Below are 16406 nucleotides of genomic sequence, written 5' to 3'. Positions count from 1 at the left end.
GCTCGAGCATGCGCGCCACGGTCTGGCGCGAGGCAAGCTGGACCATGCCTGCGGCGCCCAGCGGTTCCATCCAGGTGGAATTGAATACGACCTCCGTACGCTCGGGATCGAGGATGCGGAACACCTGCTCGCGATAGGTCGCGGCATTGCGCTCGATATCCTCGCTGGACAGCGGCGGGCGCGTGGCGTTCTTGCCCGAGGGATCGCCAATGCGGCCGGTGAAATCGCCGATCAGGAACAGGATATGGTGCCCCAGATCCTGCAGCTGGCGCAGCTTGTTGATCAGCACCGTATGGCCCAGGTGCAAGTCCGGGGCGGTGGGGTCGAATCCCGCCTTGATCCGCAAGGGGCGGCCCGTCTTGAGACGCTCGACGAGGTCGTCCTCGAGCAGGATTTCATCGGCGCCGCGACGAATCACGGCCAGCTGGTCTTCGAGTTCCATGTCGCCCCTTGTTCGAGATCGGAGAACCGGCCGGGCGGGCCGGACGCGCGCAAGGATACCGCGAGGCCCGGACAGACGCGAAACACGGCCGTGGTCCAGAATGGGTCCAACACGGCCTGAGGAACACGCGCATGACACAACGCTTTATCGGATTGATGTCCGGCACCAGCCGGGACGGCGTGGACGCCGTCCTCACCGAGATCCGCGAGGACGGGGCCGTCACCGTCGTGGATCACTGCCAGCTGGACTACCCCGACGATCTGGCCCTGGAACTGGCGACCGCCGCCACCAGCGAGGCCCTGCAATACCGGCACCTCGGGATGCTGGACGCACGTCTGGGGATGCTGTTCGCCCGCGCGGTCCAGACCCTGCTCGAGCAGACCGGCCTGGCACCCGGCGCTATTCGCGCGATCGGCAGTCACGGACAGACCGTTCACCACGCCCCGGACGCCGAACCGCCCTTCACCTGGCAGATCGGAGATCCGTTCCGTATTGCGGAGGCCACAGGGATCGACACCGTGGCCCAGTTTCGCCCGCGCGACATCGCCGCCGGGGGCGAGGGTGCCCCGCTGGCCTGCGGCTTTCATGCGATGCAGTTCGGCGCACCGGACGAGACGCGCGCGGTGCTGAACCTCGGAGGCATCGCCAACGTCACCTGGCTGCCACCCGGGGCACCCGTGATCGGCTTCGACTGCGGACCCGCCAATACCCTGATGGACGACTGGAACCGGCGCCACCACTCGACCTCGTTCGACCGGGATGGTGACTGGGCACGCAGCGGAACACCCGACCCCGAGCTACTGGCCCGACTGCTGGAGGACCCGTTCTTCCGGCGCCCCCCGCCCAAGAGCACGGGACCCGAGTACTTTTCCCCCGCGTGGCTGCGCCATGTCGCGGGTGACCGCCTCGACCAGCTCCGGCCCGAGGACCTCCAGGCCACCCTGGCCGAACTGACGGTGGAAGGCGTACGCCGCGCCCTGACGCATCTGGATCCGCAGCCGCCCGCCCGCCTGCTGGTGTGTGGCGGCGGCGCGCACAACCGCTACCTGATGCAGCGCCTGGCGCAGGCTCTGCCCGATACCCGCGTGGAGTCCACCGAACGCCATGGCATCCCTCCGCAACAGGTGGAAGGCGCCGCATTTGCGTGGCTGGCGGCCCGCACCCTTGCGGGGGAGCCCGGCAACCTTCCCGAGGTAACCGGTGCACGTGGGCCGCGGGTACTCGGCTGCATCATCCCCGGCCACGCCCGCCCCACCGATCCCGCGGACCAGGGCCGGTAACAAAAAAGGCCCGATCCACCGGATCGGGCCTTCGCCTGAGTCGCTTGCGGTCGGCTTCAGACCGAGAAGCTGGAGCCGCAGCCGCAGGTCGTGGTGGCGTTCGGGTTGCGGATGACGAACTGCGCGCCCTCCAGGCCCTCGGTGTAGTCGATCTCGGCGCCGGCCAGATACTGGAAGCTCATCGGATCGATCAGCAGGGTCACCCCGCCATTCTCGACCACGGTGTCGCCATCACCCACGGTTTCGTCAAAGGTGAAGCCGTACTGGAAGCCGGAGCAACCGCCGCCGCTGACGAACACGCGCAGCTTCAGGTTGTCGTTGTTCTCTTCCTCGATCAGCCCCTTCACCTTGGTGGCCGCGGCATCGGTAAAGATCAGCGGGCTGGGGATTTCGATGTCCATCTCCGCTTCGGACGTCATGGGCTCGGACATTCGGGGCCTCCTGTAATAATCATTTTCATTCACGCTACGGAAGACTGAGCCCCAGAGTCAAGAATGCCCACCTTCCGTGGGATTGGTCAGGGCCTGGGTCTCGCCGGGCCCCTCCAGTTCACCCTGGAGCGGGTGATCCACCCGCTTGAGCAGGCCGTCGATCTGCGCGCCTTCCGCCATCTGCAGCATGGTGTAGTAGAGATTGCCCACCAGACGGGCCGTCTCGCCGAGTTCCACATGCTCGCCAACATGGACATCGCCCTGCACCTCTCCGTTCATCAGCAGGTGCGGGACCGCGATATGGCCCTCGACCACGCCCCCGTCCGCCACCACCAGAACGGCGGAAGGATCGGTGGTGGCCCGGATATCGCCGATCACGCGACCCTCGATGTGCAACCCGCCCCCGAACTCGACATCGCCATGGATCACGGTATTGCGCCCAACCAGCGTGTCCACCTTACCCGCCCGGCGGCCCTTCTTGCGTCCCATCATTGCATGCCCTCCAGCAGGCGATCCCAGTCGGCCCGTTCGGAAACCGGATCCAGTTCCTCGTCATCTTCGGCGCTCGCGCGCAACGTCAGGTGCTGCGGCTCGAAGCCCTCCGGCAGCCGGATCCGGACGCGCTGATGCCGCAGCAACCGCAGCTCTTCCAGCGTACGCCCGGAATCCAGCCCCAGCGCCTCGGCATCCAGGGTGCTCGGCTCTTCCGCGTCCGCCGCGAGGCCGTCCACCTCCAGCGACCAGCGCAGATCCACCGAGCGGCCCAGCCCCGGACGGTAAAGCTGAAAGCTGACATCGAACACACCGGACTGCCCGGTCGGCTGCAACCGGAGGGCCCGGATGCCCAGACCGTCCTCGCCCGAGCCTTCCGCGAGACGCTGATAAAACGCCAGTTCGTCGCGCAACGTCTGCAGTTCTTTCTCCTGGCGCTCGATGTCACCGGCATAGGCCGCCAGCTCGGCCTCCTTGATTGCCAGGTGCTGCTCGGCGCGGCGCAGCGCCTCCTCGGCGGTCTGGCGCGCGGCGACCTCCCGCTCCAGGTCCGCCCGCAGGGCGTCGATCCCTGCCTGCGGTTCCACACCCGCCGTCCCGTCGTCTCGCTCGCTGGCCAGCCAGCCCAGTCCCCCGGCGACCGCAGCCAGGACCAGCGCGATTGTCAGCAGGCCGGCCCACCACGTTCCGCGGCGCCGTCCGGACGCCCGCCGCCGAGCCGGGATCCGCGGCCGCCGGGGCAGACGCGGCACCGGAATACTCATGCGGCCAGACCCGGCATCAGGGGAAGACCGGCAGCGCGTCCAGGCCTGCGGTTTCCGGCTGGCCAAACATCAGGTTCATGTTCTGCACGGCCTGCCCGGCCGCGCCCTTCACCAGGTTGTCAATCACCGAAAGCACCATCAGCCGACCGGAATGCGGCGGCTGCGCCAGCGCCACCCGACAGACATTGGTGCCGCGCACACTGGAAGTCTGCGGATGCTCCCCGGGCGACAGCACGTCGACAAACGGCTCGTCGCGGTAGCGCTGCTCGAAACAGGCCTGCCAGTCCGCGTCCGCCGCCAGCGGGCGCAGATAGAGGGTCGCGTGAATCCCGCGCGTCATGGGCACCAGATGCGGCTGGAAGATCAGCCCCACGGACTGCCCGGCCACCCCGCTCAGCGTCTGATGGATCTCCGGCCAGTGCCGGTGCCCGCCGCTGGCGTAGGCACGAAAGTCCTCCTGCACCTCGGCGAACAGCCCGCCGATCTGCGCCTTGCGCCCAGCCCCGCTGACACCGCTCTTGGCATCCGCGATCACGTCCGCCGGATCGATCAGGCCGGCCTCCAGCAGGGGCAGAACCGCAAGCGTCACGGCCGTCGGATAACAGCCCGGCACCGCGATCAGGCGGGCATCGCGGATGAGCGTCCGGTTCAGCTCGGGCAGGCCGTACACGGCCTCGCCCAGATACTCGGGCGCGCCATGGGCCTGCCCGTACCACTGCGCCCACAGATCGGGATCGCGGATGCGGAAATCCGCCGACAGATCGATGATGCGCGTGCCCCGCTCCAGCAGGGGCGCGGCCAGCGCGTGGGCCACCCCGTGCGGGGTCGCGAAAAAGACCACGTCGCACTCGCCCAGGGTAGCCTCATCCGGCGCCTGAAACACCGCGTCGACCGCGCCACGCAGGCTCGGGAACAGTTCGGCCACGGGCGTGCCCGCCTCGCCCCGCGAGGTCACCACCTGCAGATCGGCCGCCGGGTGCCGCGCCAGCAGGCGCAGCAATTCCACACCGGTATAGCCGGTGGCACCGACAACCCCGATGCGGATGGGTTTGCTGTTGGTTGCATTCGTCATGCTGCGGCATGATACCGCCTTGGCCGGGGCCACGGAACGCACGCCCGCCCTGCCAGTCCACATTTGCAGGCTATTCGATCAACGGATCACACCTCATGAGCAAAGTCAGGATCGACCGCAAGGCCATCTTCGGAGGCATCTTCATCATCGCGCTGGTCGCCATTGCCGCGACCATCTGGCTGACCGACGACGGCATGCGCCCGGCGCCCGCCTTCGCCGCCACCACACTGGATGGCGAACAGGTGTCGCTGGAGGACTACGAGGGACGGCCGGTGATGATCTCGTTCTGGGCCACCAACTGTCCCTCCTGCATTCGCGAGATCCCGGAACTGATCCACCTGCACGAGACCTACGCGGACAAGGGATTCGAGCTGCTCGCGGTCGCGCTGTCCTACGACCCGATCAACCGCGTGGAGGCCATGCGCGAGGATCGCGGGATGCCCTACAAGGTCATCCACGACAGCGACGATGCCTTTTCCCAGGCCTACGGCGGCGTACGCCTTACGCCGACCACCTTCCTGATCTCGCCGAATGGCCGCATCGTCTATCAGAAGCTGGGCGACCCGGACTTCGAACAGATCGAACGCCACCTGGAACGCTGGCTCTCGTAAGCCCGGCACCGCCCGACGAGAAGGACCTCCATGCAAGCGTACAACTGGTTCCTAAGCCTGCACGTGATCTTCATGGTCACCTGGTTCGCCGGGCTGTTCTATCTGCCCCGCCTGTTCGTCTATCACGCGATGACCGAGGACGCCCTGGGCCACGAGCGCTTCAAGATCATGGAGCGCAAGCTGTTCTACGGGATCATGACCCCCGGCGCCCTGATCACCATTGCCTTCGGCGTGGCCATGCTGGTGGATCGCTCGTTCTACCTGGCCGAGCCGTGGATGCACTTCAAGCTGACCCTGATCGCGATCCTGGTCGCTTATCACGTCTGGTGCGGCAAGATCGTGCGCGACTTCCGCGAGGACCTGAACCGTCGCGATCACACCTGGTATCGCTGGTTCAACGAGGTGCCGGTCCCCATCCTGGTGGGCGCGGTGGTGTTGGTGATCAACCGCTCGATCCCCGACGCCCTGATCGCCATCGGGGTGGTGCTCGGGATCTTCCTGCTGAGCGCGCTGATCGCGCTGTGGCGGACCAGCCGCAACGGATAGCGGGCCCCCCGGACAACCGCGGGCGCCGGAACACGGACTCCCGGCGTCAGGTCTTGCCGGCGCGCACCAGGCCGCCCAACCCCGCCTGGACCAGGGCGTTATTGAGCAGCGAGCGGATCTGGTCGGCGTTCTCCAGCAGCCGGCATTGCGCCAGCAGCGCCTCGGCGCGGTCGGTGGAGAAGCTGCGGATCACCCATTTCACCCGCGGGATCGAGGAAACGCTGACGCTCAGGCTGTCGATCCCCATCCCCAGCAGCAGGATCACTGCGGCCGGGTCGGCCGCCATCTCCCCGCACACGCTGACCGGCTTGCCGGCCCGGTGGGAGCCCTCGGTGATCGTCTCCAGCGCGTGGATACAGGCCGGGTGCAGGGTGTCGTAGAGGTGCGCCACGCGGGCGTTGTTGCGATCCACCGCCAGCAGGTACTGGACCAGGTCATTGGTGCCCACCGAAAGAAAATCCACCCGCCGGGCGAGCATCTCCGACATGTAGACCGCCGCCGGCACCTCCACCATGACGCCGATCCGCGGCATCGGGATGCGGAAGCCCTCGTCCAGGAGTTCCTCACGCGCCCGGTTGAGCAGGCTCATCGAACCCTTCAGTTCATCCAGCGCCGAGATCATCGGGAACAGGATCTGCAGGTTGTCGTGTGACCGGCTCGCCTTGAGCATCGCCCGCAGCTGGGTCAGGAAGATCTCCGGGTGGTCCAGCGAGATGCGGATGCCGCGCCAGCCGAGGAACGGGTTGTCCTCCTTGACCGGGAAGTACGGCAGGGCCTTGTCGCCGCCGATATCCAGGGTCCGCAGGGTCACCGGCATGGGATCGAAGGAGGCGAGCACCTGCTCGTACAGCTGGACCTGCTCCTCCTCGCCGGGGAAGCGGTCGCGGATCATGAACGGGACCTCGGTGCGGTACAGCCCCACCCCCTCGGCCCCGGATTCCAGCGACGGCTTGATATCCGCCAGCAGCCCGGAATTCGCCAGCACCGGCACGGCGACCCCGTCCCGGGTCTCGGCCGCGTCCTTGGCCAGCGCACGCAGGTCCTCCGCCAGCTCGCGCTCCTCGCGCACCAGACGCTCGAACTCCGCGCGCAGCTCGGCGTTGGGGTTCACGAACAGCCGGCCGCGATAGCCGTCGACCAGGATCTCGCGCCCCTCCAGGCGGCCCACCGGGAGCTCGGACACCCCCATGACCGCCGGGATGTTCAGCGCGCGCGCGAGGATCGCGATATGCGAGGAGCCGGTCCCCTTGGCCGAGACCATCGCCCCCAGCCGTTCGATCGGCACCTCCGCCAGGTGTGACGCGGTCAGGTCGTCCCCGACCAGGATGCCGCCCTCGGGAAACTCGTCCTGGCTGCGATCCGCCGGCAGCAGATGCGACAGCACGCGCCGACCGAGGTCCCGCACGTCGGCCGCGCGCTCACGCAGGTACGGGTCCTCCATGTCCTCGAACACCCGCACGCTCTCGCGCACCGTGTCGCGCAGCGCGGCGGGCGCCCACTGGCCGTTGCGGATGCGCGCCTCGGTCTTGTGCACCAGCGAGTCGGACCCCAGCAGCATCAGGTAGGCATCGAACAGCACCTGCTCGTCCGGGCCCAGGGCCTCGCCCATACGCTGCTTCAGGTCCTCGATCTCGGTGCGCGTCTCCGCGACCGCCTGCTTGAAGTGCTCCAGCTCGCCGTCCACCCCGGCACTCTCGCGATCCGGGATGGAATCGAGATCGGCCAGCCGGTAGGCCACCACGGCGCGCCCGATGGCTACGCCGGGCGAGCCGGCGATGCCGGTGGCCTCGACGTTCACATGACCGATCAGCGGGGTCTCGGAGGAGATCTCGTCGTTGAACTCGGCGTAGGCGATCGCCCCGGCCAGCTGCGCGGCCAGGGTGATCAGGAAGGAGACGTGTTCGTCATCGAACTTGCGCGCCTGGTGCTGCTGCACCACCAGCACGCCCAGCAGGCTGCGCTGATGGATGATCGGCACGCCCAGGAACGCGAGGAAGTGCTCCTCGCCGGTCTCCGGGAAGTAGCGAAAGCGCGGGTGATCCTGGGCGCTGTCGAGGTTGACCGGCTCGGCGCGCGAGGCGACCAGACCGACCAGGCCTTCCGACGGGTCCATCTCGACCTGCCCCACCGATTCCGAACGCAGACCTTCCGAGGCCATCAGCACCAGGCGCCCGGACTGTGGCGACTTCAGGTAAATCGAGCAGACATCGATCTCCAGCGCCGCCTTCACCCGCGTGACGATGATGTGCAGTGCTTCGAAGAAATCGGCCGCACCATTGACCTCCTGCACCACGCGGCGCAGGACCTCGAGCATCGAGGGCTGCTTCGGGACCGTCAACGCGACGACACCGACGGGCGGTTCAGCGAGGGTTCCGGGGTGCGGCTATCGGAACCGCGGGCGCGCCCCTGATCCAGCTCGGGGAACATCAGCGGCACCAGTTCACACAGCGCCCGGCGGTAGACCTGGCGCTTGAAGTGCACGACCTCGCGCGCCGGGCGCCAGTAGTCGATCCAGCGCCAGTCATCGAATTCCGGGGTTTCCATCGCATCCAGCACCACGTCGTTCTCGTCTCCGACCATGCGCAACAGGAACCAGCGCTGCTTCTGGCCGATACAGACCGGGCGCTGATGACGCCGGACCATGCGCTCCGGCAGGCGATAGCGCAGCCAATGGCGGGTAGCGCCCAGCACCTCGACGTGCCGGGGGAACAGGCCGGTCTCCTCGCGCAACTCGCGGTACATCGCCTCTTCCGGCGTTTCTTCCGCGTGCACGCCCCCCTGGGGGAATTGCCAGGCCTCCTGACCGACCCGCTTGCCCCAGAACAGCTGTCTTTCCGCGTTGCACAGGATGATGCCTACGTTTGCGCGATACCCGTCACAATCAATCACTTGCATCAGCCAGACGCTTTTCTATTACTGGCATTGTTCCACAGCCGACGCCCTGGCGGCAAAGCCCCTACCCGGCCTCCGGTGCCGGCCCGACAGGGGATGCGAGGCTGCAGGCTGCCACGCCCGCCGGTACACTTTCGCCCGACTCATGCCAACCCGAGAATCACCTCATGGCCCTGGCCCTGTTCGACCTCGACAACACCCTTCTTGCCGGCGACAGCGATCACGCCTGGAACCAGTTCCTGGCCGAGGTAGGCGCCGTGCACCCGACCTGCCACGCCGAGACCAATGACCGCTTCTACCAGGAGTATGTCGCGGGCGTGCTCGATATCCACGAGTTCTGCCGCTTCGCGTTCAGCCCGCTGGCCGAGCACCCGCGCGCGCAGCTGGAACAATGGCGCGAGCAGTTCATCGAAACGTTGATCCGGCCGATGATCGCCCCCGGCGCCCAGCGTCTGCTGGACAAGCACCGCGAGGCCGGAGACGAGCTGGTCATCATCACCGCGACCAACCAGTTCGTGACCCAGCCGATTGCCGACCTCCTCGGCGTGGACCACCTGATCGCCACCCTGGCGGAAGAACGCGAGGACGGGGAGTTCACCGGTGAACTGACGGGCGTGCCCTGCTTTCAGGAAGGCAAGATCGAGCGCCTGCGCCAGCACCTCGCCGATCACCCGGATCCCGAGGGCACCATCACGCAGGCCAGCTTCTACAGCGACTCGCGCAACGACATCCCCCTACTGGAGCAGGTCGGCCGCCCGGTGGCCGTGGATCCGGACCCCACCCTCGCGGAACATGCCCGCAACAAGGGCTGGCCGGTCATCTCGCTGCGCGACTCCGACAGCGCAGCTTAAGGCAATACCAGACGCTTCGCGCCCTTGGCACGGCGAGCTGATTTCACCACGAAGCACACGAAGACACGAAGAAAATCAAAGGAAGGCTCGACGGATCGAATTGATTGGACCGAGCGAAGGGTACAAGCCGCGCCCTGGGCCACGTTACCTGCACACACCCCCAGAAACCATCAGCCGCCAGCCCCCAGCGAAAACGCTCAATCTTCGTCGTGGCCTCGGTGCACTCTGTGGTACAAACGCCCTGCGCCCTTTCTTCGTGTCTTCGTGCGCTTCGTGGTGCAACCGCCCTTGACCTTTACAGTGCTGACGCCGCCTGGCGCGTAGAGCGATCCACGTTACTCAAAGACCGCCGCGATCTGCGCCAGGCGCTGGCCGGCCGGGGTATCACCCTTGCCGGCGGCCACGACCGCATCGCGGTAGCCGGTCACCAGCTCCGGCACCACGGCCGTCACCTGCTTGCGGCGCAGACGCCCGGCGCCGGTGACCGGCCAGGTCGCGCGGAAGTCGCAGTTGTCGAGCGCATCGCAGACCCACAGGCTCCACTCATGCCGCGTCACGTCGATCTCGTGCTGGCGGATCACCAGGCGATAGACATGCTGGGCATTCATGTCCGCCATGCCCACCCCGGGACCCACGTGCTCCACCTGCAGCTCGGCGGCGATCCGGTTGATCTCCTGCTCCAGCGCGGCCAGGGCCTGGTCGACCTCCGCATTCAGCGTACCGCCGGCCTTGGCGGCGGCGACCAGGGGACGGATAGTCTCGACTTCGAACTCGTGGCTCATGCTGCGTACACTCCCGGGATTCGGAACAGGAACGCCCCGGGGGTGCCGGGGCGCGCGCAACCTTAGCACGGGAGCCCCCATTCATGAATCATCCCCCGATCGCGCTGACCATTGCCGGCTCCGACCCCGGTGGCGGCGCGGGTCTGCAGGCCGACCTGACCACCTTCACCCGCCTCGGCGTACACGGGGCCACGGCGGTGACCGCGATCACCGTGCAGGACACCCGCAACGTGGTGGACTTCACCGTGCTCCCGCCGGAGCAGCTGCGCGGCCAGATCGAGGTCACGCTCGCCGATCTCGAGGTCGCGGCGATCAAGATCGGCATGCTGGGCTCGGTGGAGAACGTGACCGTCGTCTCTGCGCTGCTCGGCGCTCATCCGCACATCCCGGTGGTACTGGACCCCGTGATGGTCGCCGGCGGTGGCGGGGCGCTGGCCACCGAGGCGGTGGTCGACGCCACGCGCGAGGCCCTGCTGCCGCGGGCCACGCTGATCACCCCGAACGGCCCGGAGGCCGCGCGCCTGGCCCGCAGCGAGGACCCCGCGCAGTGGGGCCACCAGCTGCGCCAACTGGGCGCGCGCAACGTGCTGGTCACCGGCGGGCACGAGGGCACCGAACAAGACCCGATCATCAATCGCCTCTACCGCGAGGACGACCACGTGCGCCCGTTCGAGCTGCCACGCCACCCGGCCGGCTTCCACGGCTCCGGCTGCACCCTGGCCGCGGCGATCGCCGCCTTCCTCGCCCGTGGCCGCGATATCGAGCCAGCCGTAATCGAGGCCCAGGCCTTCATGAACGATGCCATCGCCCGTGGCTACGCCCCCGGTCACGGCCAGCACATCCCCAACCGCCTGTGCCCGCATGACGACTGACAGCCGAGCGCCCCTGCGCGGGCTTTACTTCATCACCCCTGCGGTACCGGAGGGCGCGGACCCGCGCGCGACCCACCTCGCCCATGCCACAGCCGCGCTGCGCGGCGGCGCCAGCCTGATCCAGTTCCGCGACAAGCAACTCGCGGGCGACGCGCGCGAGGCGATCGCCCGCGAGCTGGTCGCCCTTGCCCACACGCACGGTGCGCGCTGCATCATCAACGACGACACCGAGCTGGCCGCGCGTATTCAGGCCGATGGCGTGCATCTGGGCCGCGACGATCCGGACCCGACCGCGGCCCGCACGCTCCTGGGGCCGGACGCAGTCATCGGGGTCTCCTGCTACAACGAACTGGCACGCGCCGAAGCTGCCGCCCGGGCCGGTGCGAGCTATGTCGCCTTCGGCACCATGTTCGCCTCCCCGACCAAGCCAGAGGCCGCCTTCGCCGGGCCGGAGCTGATCCGCCAGGCGCGCGCGGCCCTGGACCTCCCGATCTGTGGCATCGGCGGCATCACCCCGGACAACGCGGCGGAAGTGGTCGCGGCTGGAGCAGACCTGGTCGCCGTGATCCAGGGCATCAGCGCCGCACCCAACCCGGAAGCCGCCGCCCGACGCATCAGCACACTGTTCGACTGACCACTTTGCACCGCCCGGCGGCCGCCGCTATGGTTGCCGGGCCTACCGATTTCATTGAACTACAGGGACACCGTCATGCAGGAAACCGAGCGTCTGTTCGAGGCCGCCAAGCAGCACATCCCCGGGGGCGTGAACTCCCCGGTCCGCGCGTTCAAGGGCGTGGGCGGCACCCCGATCTTCATGGACCGCGCCAACGGCGCCTACATGTGGGACGCCGACGGCCAGCGCTATATCGACTACATCGGCTCCTGGGGCCCGATGGTCGCCGGCCACGCCCACCCCGAGGTGATCGAGGCGGTGCGCGAGGCCTGCAACAACGGCCTGTCCTTCGGCTGCCCGACCCGGCTGGAGAACGACATGGCCGCGAAGGTCTGCGAACTGGTGCCGTCGATGGACCTGGTGCGCATGACCAACTCGGGCTCCGAGGCCACCATGAGCGCGATCCGGCTGGCACGCGGCTACACCGGGCGCGACCGCATCGTGAAGTTCGAGGGCAACTACCACGGCCATGGCGACTCCCTGCTGGTGAAGGCCGGCTCCGGTGCCCTGACCCTCGGCCAGCCGAGCTCCCCCGGCGTGCCGAAGGAGCTGGCCGCCCTGACCAGCACCCTCACCTATAACGACGCCGACGGCGTGCGTGCCTTCTTTGCGGAGAAGGGCGACGAGGTCGCCTGCATCATCGTCGAGCCGATTGCGGGCAACATGAACTGCATCCCGCCGGAACCGGGCTTTCTCGAGACCCTGCGCGAGGTCTGCGACCAGCACGGCGCGGTGCTGATCTTCGACGAGGTGATGACCGGCTTCCGCGTCTCGAAGAACTGCGCCCAGGGCTATCTCGGCGTCACCCCGGACCTGACCACGCTGGGCAAGATTATCGGCGGCGGCATGCCGGTGGGGGCCTTCGGCGGCAAGCGCGCGATCATGGAACACCTCTCGCCGCTGGGCCCGGTCTATCAGGCCGGCACCCTGTCCGGGAACCCGATCGCGATGACCGCCGGGCTCAAGACCCTGGAAATCCTGTCCCGTCCGGGCTTCCACGACGAACTGGAGCAGCGCACGAAGAAGGTCGTGGCGGGTTTCGAGGAGGCCGCACGCGAGGCCGGGGTCGCCCTGACCACCAACCAGGTGCCGGGCATGTTCGGCCTGTTCTTCTCGGACCAGAAGGTCACCGACTTCGCCGGCGCCACGGCCTGCGATACCGCCGCCTTCGGCCGCTTCTTCCACGCGATGCTGGGCGAGGGCATCTACCTGGCCCCCAGTGCCTTCGAGGCCGGCTTCATGTCCAACGCCCACTCGGACGCGGACCTCGACGCCACCATCGAGGCCGCCCGCAAGTGCTTCAAGGCGCTCTGAGCGCGCTTTCTCCTCCCTGAACAGTGGGCCGGCAACCCCAGCGGCTTGCCGGCCCACTGTGTCCTGACTCACGACCCGGCACCACGCACGAATGATCGACACGCTCATCCAGTCACCGTTGGCGCTGGGGTTGCTATTTGTGCTTCTGGGACTGGTCGCCGGTATCCCGGCCGGGATGTTCGGCATCGGCGGCGGGCTGATCCTGGTGCCGGTATTTGTCGCCATCTTCAGCCTGCTGGCCTTCGACTCGGCCAGCTTGGTGCAGCTCGCGGTCGGCTCCTCGCTGGGCGCGATCATCCCCACCGCGATCCTGTCGGCCCGCGCCCATCACCGCCGCGGCGGGGTGGACGGCACGGCCGTGCGGCGCCTGCTGCCCGGCATCATCGTCGGGGCCCTGCTCGGGGCCTGGCTGGCCACGCGCATCGACTCCGACCACCTGGGGCGCATCTTCGGCGCCTTCGAGGTCGCGATCGGCATCTGGATGCTGCTGAACGTTCAGCCGCCGAAGGCGCCCGTGCCGAGGCGCAGCGTCTGGCTGGGCGGCGGCACCGTGATCGGGGCCGTCTCCTCGCTGATCGGCATCGGCGGCGGCACGCTGACCACGCCGTTCCTGGTCAGCCAGGGGCTGGAACTGCGCCGGGCGATCGGCTCGGCCGCGGCCCTCGGCGTGCCGATCTCCATCGGCGCGAGCCTGGTGTTCGCCCTGCCGCAGTGGACCGATCCAACCTACCAGGCGCCGGAGTGGGCGCTGGGCTATCTCTATCTGCCGGCCATCCTCGGCGTGGTGATCGGCACAGCCATCAGCGTACGCGCAGGCGTCTGGCTGACCCACCACCTCCCGGTGGCCATCCTCCGCCGCGGCTTCGCCGGCGTGCTGATCCTCGCCGGCATCCTGATGCTCCTGCGCTAGCCCCCACGGGTCAGCGCTCCCCTGTGCGTGAACGGCCGGTTGCGCCATGGCGGTGGCAGCGACTGTTTCGCCATTCGGTGTTTACGGCGCCTTCGGTCCACCGCCTGCCTGATGGTGGCTGGCCCTGGTTTAGCATCAGGCGTTTCCGGTGGCTCCGGTCCACATACTGCCCGGCGCTGACTCGCCAGCGCGCCCCGAGTGACTTCTTTGCTCGTGCAAAGAAGTCACCAAGAAACACGCCCGACTGCCGCGACCCCGGCCCGCTGTGCGGGCCGGGGTTTCCCTCGCTCCGAGGCTTTTCGCGGGCGGCGCTGAACTCGCTACGCCTTCGGCTCCGCTCAGACATCCAGCGCCTTTTCTCCCGCGAAAACCCTCTCCACTCGGCGCGACGACAACGGGGGGTCAAGGTCAAGACACCGGCCATCCCGACGGTCTTGCCAGTGGATGAAGGCTGGGTTTTCGAACACCCTGGGCACGCTCGGCCCTCGGCCGTTGCGTGCCGCGCCCGCAGGGCGGGCGCCAGGGGCTTTCGAGCGGCGTTGCCTTTGGTTAGGCGCAAACATGGGGATGCGTTCGGTTTTGACCTTCGCTTCCCGTATGGAGCCCCTCGTGGAGGGCGTGATGGGCCGGGAGAAGGCGCTGGATGTCTGAGCGAAGCCGAAGGCGCAGCGAGTTCAGCGCCGCCGGCCCAGCGCGTCCGGAGCGAGGTTCCCGGGCGAAATCCGGGTGCCCTTCTTTGGGTCCTTTCTTGGGCAAGCAAGAAAGGACCTCGCGGCGCGCTGGCGAGTCAGCGCACGGCAGTACGTGGACCGGAGGCATCGTAAACACCGGATGACGAACCAGGACCAGCCACCACGAGGCGGGCGCCGGACCGGAGGCACCGTAAACACCGGGAGACGAACCGGGACCAGCCACAAACCGAAGATCAGGCGATGAGATGGGTGGCGAGGGCAAACCACAGCGGCAGGGTGATCAGCGACAGCGCCGTCGTCAGCGTCACCGCCGCCGCATAGAGCCCGGTATCCAGCCGGAACCGATCACAGAACACCAGCCCCAGCACCATCGCCGGCATCGCCGCCTCCAGTACCGACCCGACACCGGGCACCCCCTCGAGCCCCGTCCACAACACCAGCCCGAGGGCAAAGACGGGAGCCAGGACCAGCTGGACCACGGCCACCACCGCCAGCGGCCGGGCATCGTGCCCGCGAAAGCGGTTGAACACCAGCGCCAGCCCCAGCGAGAACAGCATCAAGGGCGCCACACTGTCGGCCAGAAACCCGAGAAAGACATCCAGCCAGTCGACCAGCGGGACACCGGCAAGATTCAGCACCACGCCGACCACCGCCGCCCAAATGGACGGCACCGCCGCCAGGGCCCGGAGCGGGCTGCCGCCCCCGTACAGGCGCACGGCCTCGGGATCCCCGTAGCGCCGCGCCAGCAGCACCCCCAGGGTCAGTACCAGCGGCAGACAGGCGAACAGGTCGTACTGGATCGCCACCGCGCGCCCAGGGTCGCCAAACAGGCTGTCGAGTACCGGCAGGCCCAGATAGGTCGCGTTGGGCCAGGCTGCCGCCAGCAGCATCGCGCCAATGGCAGCCCGTTCGGCCATGCACACGCGGCAGGCCAGCAACGTGACCCCGACCATCGCCAGGACCGTAAGGCCCGCCACCAGCGCGATCCGCAGGGAGTCGAGGCCCAGCGGCGCGACCCACAGCACCTGCAGGACGAGCGCCGGCAGCAGCAAGTAGTAAACCAGGGTGGTCAGGACCCGGCGGGTGTTGTCGGCGTCCAGGCCGCCGGGCTGCAGTGCGCGCCATACCACGCCGGCGACGATCAGCGCCCCCATCTGGGTCATCACGCTCAGCATGACGGGCCGGCATCCTGGGGAGAGGAGGGCATGGTGAAGGCATCCTTTCGCGCCTAGAGGCGGGGTCGGGGCGGTCAGCGCCCATTCTACGGCGCCGGCACACGCCCCACACGAAAAAACCCGGCGGGGCGGGCACCCGGCCGGGTTCGGTCCTGCGGGCCAGGGCCCGCAGACGGCAGTCGTCCGGGGCGGTTTACGCGCCGCCGGCCTGCTGCTGTTCCTGCTGCTGGCGCTCGACGTCGGCGCGCACCTGTTCCATGTCCAGCTCGCGGACCTTGCCCAGAACCTCGTCCAGCTGGCCGGCGGAGAGCACGCCCGGCTGCGAGAACACGATGATCTGCTCGCGGAAGATCATCAGGGTCGGGATGGAACGGATCTGGAAGGCGCCGGCGATGCCCTGCTCCTCGTCGGTGTTCACCTTGGCGAAGACGACGTCGGAATGCTTGCCGGAGGCCTCTTCGAAGGTCGGGGCGAACTGCTGGCACGGGCCGCACCACGGGGCCCAGAAGTCCAGGATGACGATGTCGTTCCCGGTGATGGTGGATTCGAAGTTGTCCTGCGTGAGTTCCTGAACGGCCATGATGGCGGGCTCCGATTAAAAATGTAC

19 protein-coding genes (1 of these 19 cut by a window edge) are annotated in these 16406 nt (G+C 68.1%); 9 read left to right on the top strand and 10 right to left on the bottom strand.

The features are described from left to right. Positions 1-442, bottom strand: the beginning of a protein-coding gene (gene tyrS / locus F627_RS0101965; protein ID WP_018876067.1) for a tyrosine--tRNA ligase. It extends 773 nt beyond the left edge of the window; the window shows 442 of its 1215 coding nt (coding positions 1-442); it begins with the start codon at positions 440-442; the stop codon falls past the left edge of the window. 131 nt (positions 443-573) lie between these two features. Here tyrS and F627_RS0101960 point away from each other — a divergent pair, with 131 nt between their 5' ends. Beyond that, positions 574-1722, top strand: coding sequence for an anhydro-N-acetylmuramic acid kinase (locus F627_RS0101960; protein WP_019583108.1), 1149 nt, complete (start codon positions 574-576; stop codon positions 1720-1722). Between the two features lie 56 nt (positions 1723-1778). Here F627_RS0101960 and erpA read toward each other — a convergent pair whose 3' ends face one another. Genes erpA through argC form a run of 4 tightly spaced genes read right to left on the bottom strand, consistent with a single transcriptional unit; the run spans position 1779 to position 4481 of the window. After that, the gene (gene erpA / locus F627_RS0101955; RefSeq protein WP_018865815.1) at positions 1779-2153 is read right to left on the bottom strand and encodes an iron-sulfur cluster insertion protein ErpA; all 375 of its coding nucleotides are present in this window, start codon (positions 2151-2153) and stop codon (positions 1779-1781) included. A 57-nt stretch (positions 2154-2210) separates the two neighbouring features. Then, a complete protein-coding gene (locus F627_RS0101950; protein WP_018876065.1) occupies positions 2211-2645 on the bottom strand; it encodes a polymer-forming cytoskeletal protein in 435 nt (144 codons plus the stop codon). Beyond that, positions 2642-3397 carry a DUF6776 family protein gene (locus tag F627_RS0101945; protein WP_019583107.1) on the bottom strand — a complete coding sequence of 252 codons (756 nt, stop codon included), beginning with the start codon at positions 3395-3397 and terminating at the stop codon, positions 2642-2644. The genes F627_RS0101950 and F627_RS0101945 overlap by 4 nt, the downstream gene beginning before the upstream one ends. 28 nt (positions 3398-3425) lie before the next feature. Continuing rightward, the gene (gene argC / locus F627_RS0101940) at positions 3426-4481 is read right to left on the bottom strand and encodes an N-acetyl-gamma-glutamyl-phosphate reductase (protein WP_019583106.1); all 1056 of its coding nucleotides are present in this window, start codon (positions 4479-4481) and stop codon (positions 3426-3428) included. A gap of 95 nt (positions 4482-4576) precedes the next feature. Between argC and F627_RS0101935 the strand changes: the two genes are divergently transcribed. Both F627_RS0101935 and F627_RS0101930 read left to right on the top strand, forming a co-directional pair. Further along, complete coding sequence (locus tag F627_RS0101935) at positions 4577-5092, top strand: peroxiredoxin (protein ID WP_018865819.1); 516 nt, start codon at positions 4577-4579, stop codon at positions 5090-5092. A 30-nt stretch (positions 5093-5122) separates the two neighbouring features. Next, on the top strand, positions 5123-5638 hold the full coding sequence (locus F627_RS0101930; RefSeq protein ID WP_019583105.1) for a CopD family protein: 516 nt from the start codon (positions 5123-5125) through the stop codon (positions 5636-5638). Positions 5639-5684: 46 nt separating this feature from the next. Here F627_RS0101930 and ptsP read toward each other — a convergent pair whose 3' ends face one another. Both ptsP and F627_RS0101920 read right to left on the bottom strand, forming a co-directional pair. Continuing rightward, positions 5685-7952, bottom strand: a complete 2268-nt coding sequence (ptsP, locus tag F627_RS0101925; protein ID WP_018865821.1) for a phosphoenolpyruvate--protein phosphotransferase — start codon at positions 7950-7952, stop codon at positions 5685-5687. A gap of 20 nt (positions 7953-7972) precedes the next feature. Next, the gene (locus tag F627_RS0101920) at positions 7973-8533 is read right to left on the bottom strand and encodes an RNA pyrophosphohydrolase (RefSeq protein ID WP_018865822.1); all 561 of its coding nucleotides are present in this window, start codon (positions 8531-8533) and stop codon (positions 7973-7975) included. Positions 8534-8697: 164 nt separating this feature from the next. Between F627_RS0101920 and F627_RS0101915 the strand changes: the two genes are divergently transcribed. Then, positions 8698-9381, top strand: a complete 684-nt coding sequence (locus tag F627_RS0101915) for an HAD family phosphatase (protein WP_019583104.1) — start codon at positions 8698-8700, stop codon at positions 9379-9381. Positions 9382-9716: 335 nt separating this feature from the next. On the opposite strand, the gene F627_RS0101910 is transcribed toward F627_RS0101915, so the two are convergent. Continuing rightward, on the bottom strand, positions 9717-10163 hold the full coding sequence (locus tag F627_RS0101910) for a hypothetical protein (RefSeq protein ID WP_018876059.1): 447 nt from the start codon (positions 10161-10163) through the stop codon (positions 9717-9719). 83 nt (positions 10164-10246) lie between these two features. On the opposite strand from F627_RS0101910, the gene thiD reads away from it, so the two are divergent. The 5 genes from thiD (at position 10247) to F627_RS17190 (ending at position 14583) form a co-directional block, all read left to right on the top strand. Then, entirely contained in the window at positions 10247-11035 is a 789-nt protein-coding gene (thiD, locus tag F627_RS0101905) for a bifunctional hydroxymethylpyrimidine kinase/phosphomethylpyrimidine kinase (protein ID WP_018876058.1), read from the top strand. Then, the gene (thiE, locus tag F627_RS0101900) at positions 11025-11669 is read left to right on the top strand and encodes a thiamine phosphate synthase (RefSeq protein WP_018880822.1); all 645 of its coding nucleotides are present in this window, start codon (positions 11025-11027) and stop codon (positions 11667-11669) included. Before thiD ends, thiE begins: the two co-directional genes overlap by 11 nt. A 75-nt stretch (positions 11670-11744) precedes the next feature. Continuing rightward, complete coding sequence (gene hemL / locus F627_RS0101895) at positions 11745-13022, top strand: glutamate-1-semialdehyde 2,1-aminomutase (RefSeq protein ID WP_019583103.1); 1278 nt, start codon at positions 11745-11747, stop codon at positions 13020-13022. 91 nt (positions 13023-13113) lie between these two features. Beyond that, positions 13114-13932, top strand: coding sequence for a sulfite exporter TauE/SafE family protein (locus F627_RS0101890; RefSeq protein WP_018880824.1), 819 nt, complete (start codon positions 13114-13116; stop codon positions 13930-13932). A 444-nt stretch (positions 13933-14376) separates the two neighbouring features. Next, positions 14377-14583, top strand: coding sequence for a hypothetical protein (locus F627_RS17190; RefSeq protein WP_026280736.1), 207 nt, complete (start codon positions 14377-14379; stop codon positions 14581-14583). 274 nt (positions 14584-14857) lie between these two features. Here F627_RS17190 and F627_RS0101880 read toward each other — a convergent pair whose 3' ends face one another. Both F627_RS0101880 and trxA read right to left on the bottom strand, forming a co-directional pair. Then, entirely contained in the window at positions 14858-15799 is a 942-nt protein-coding gene (locus F627_RS0101880; RefSeq protein WP_018876054.1) for an AEC family transporter, read from the bottom strand. Between the two features lie 193 nt (positions 15800-15992). Then, positions 15993-16379 (bottom strand): thioredoxin, encoded by a 387-nt coding sequence (gene trxA / locus F627_RS0101875; protein ID WP_018865831.1) that lies wholly within the window; start codon positions 16377-16379, stop codon positions 15993-15995. Positions 16380-16406 lie beyond the last annotated feature (27 nt).

The organism is Thioalkalivibrio sp. ALE16 (assembly GCF_000381305.1).
Taxonomy (GTDB): Bacteria; Pseudomonadota; Gammaproteobacteria; order Ectothiorhodospirales; family Ectothiorhodospiraceae; genus Thioalkalivibrio.
This window is presented reverse-complemented; position numbering and strand designations above follow the sequence as displayed.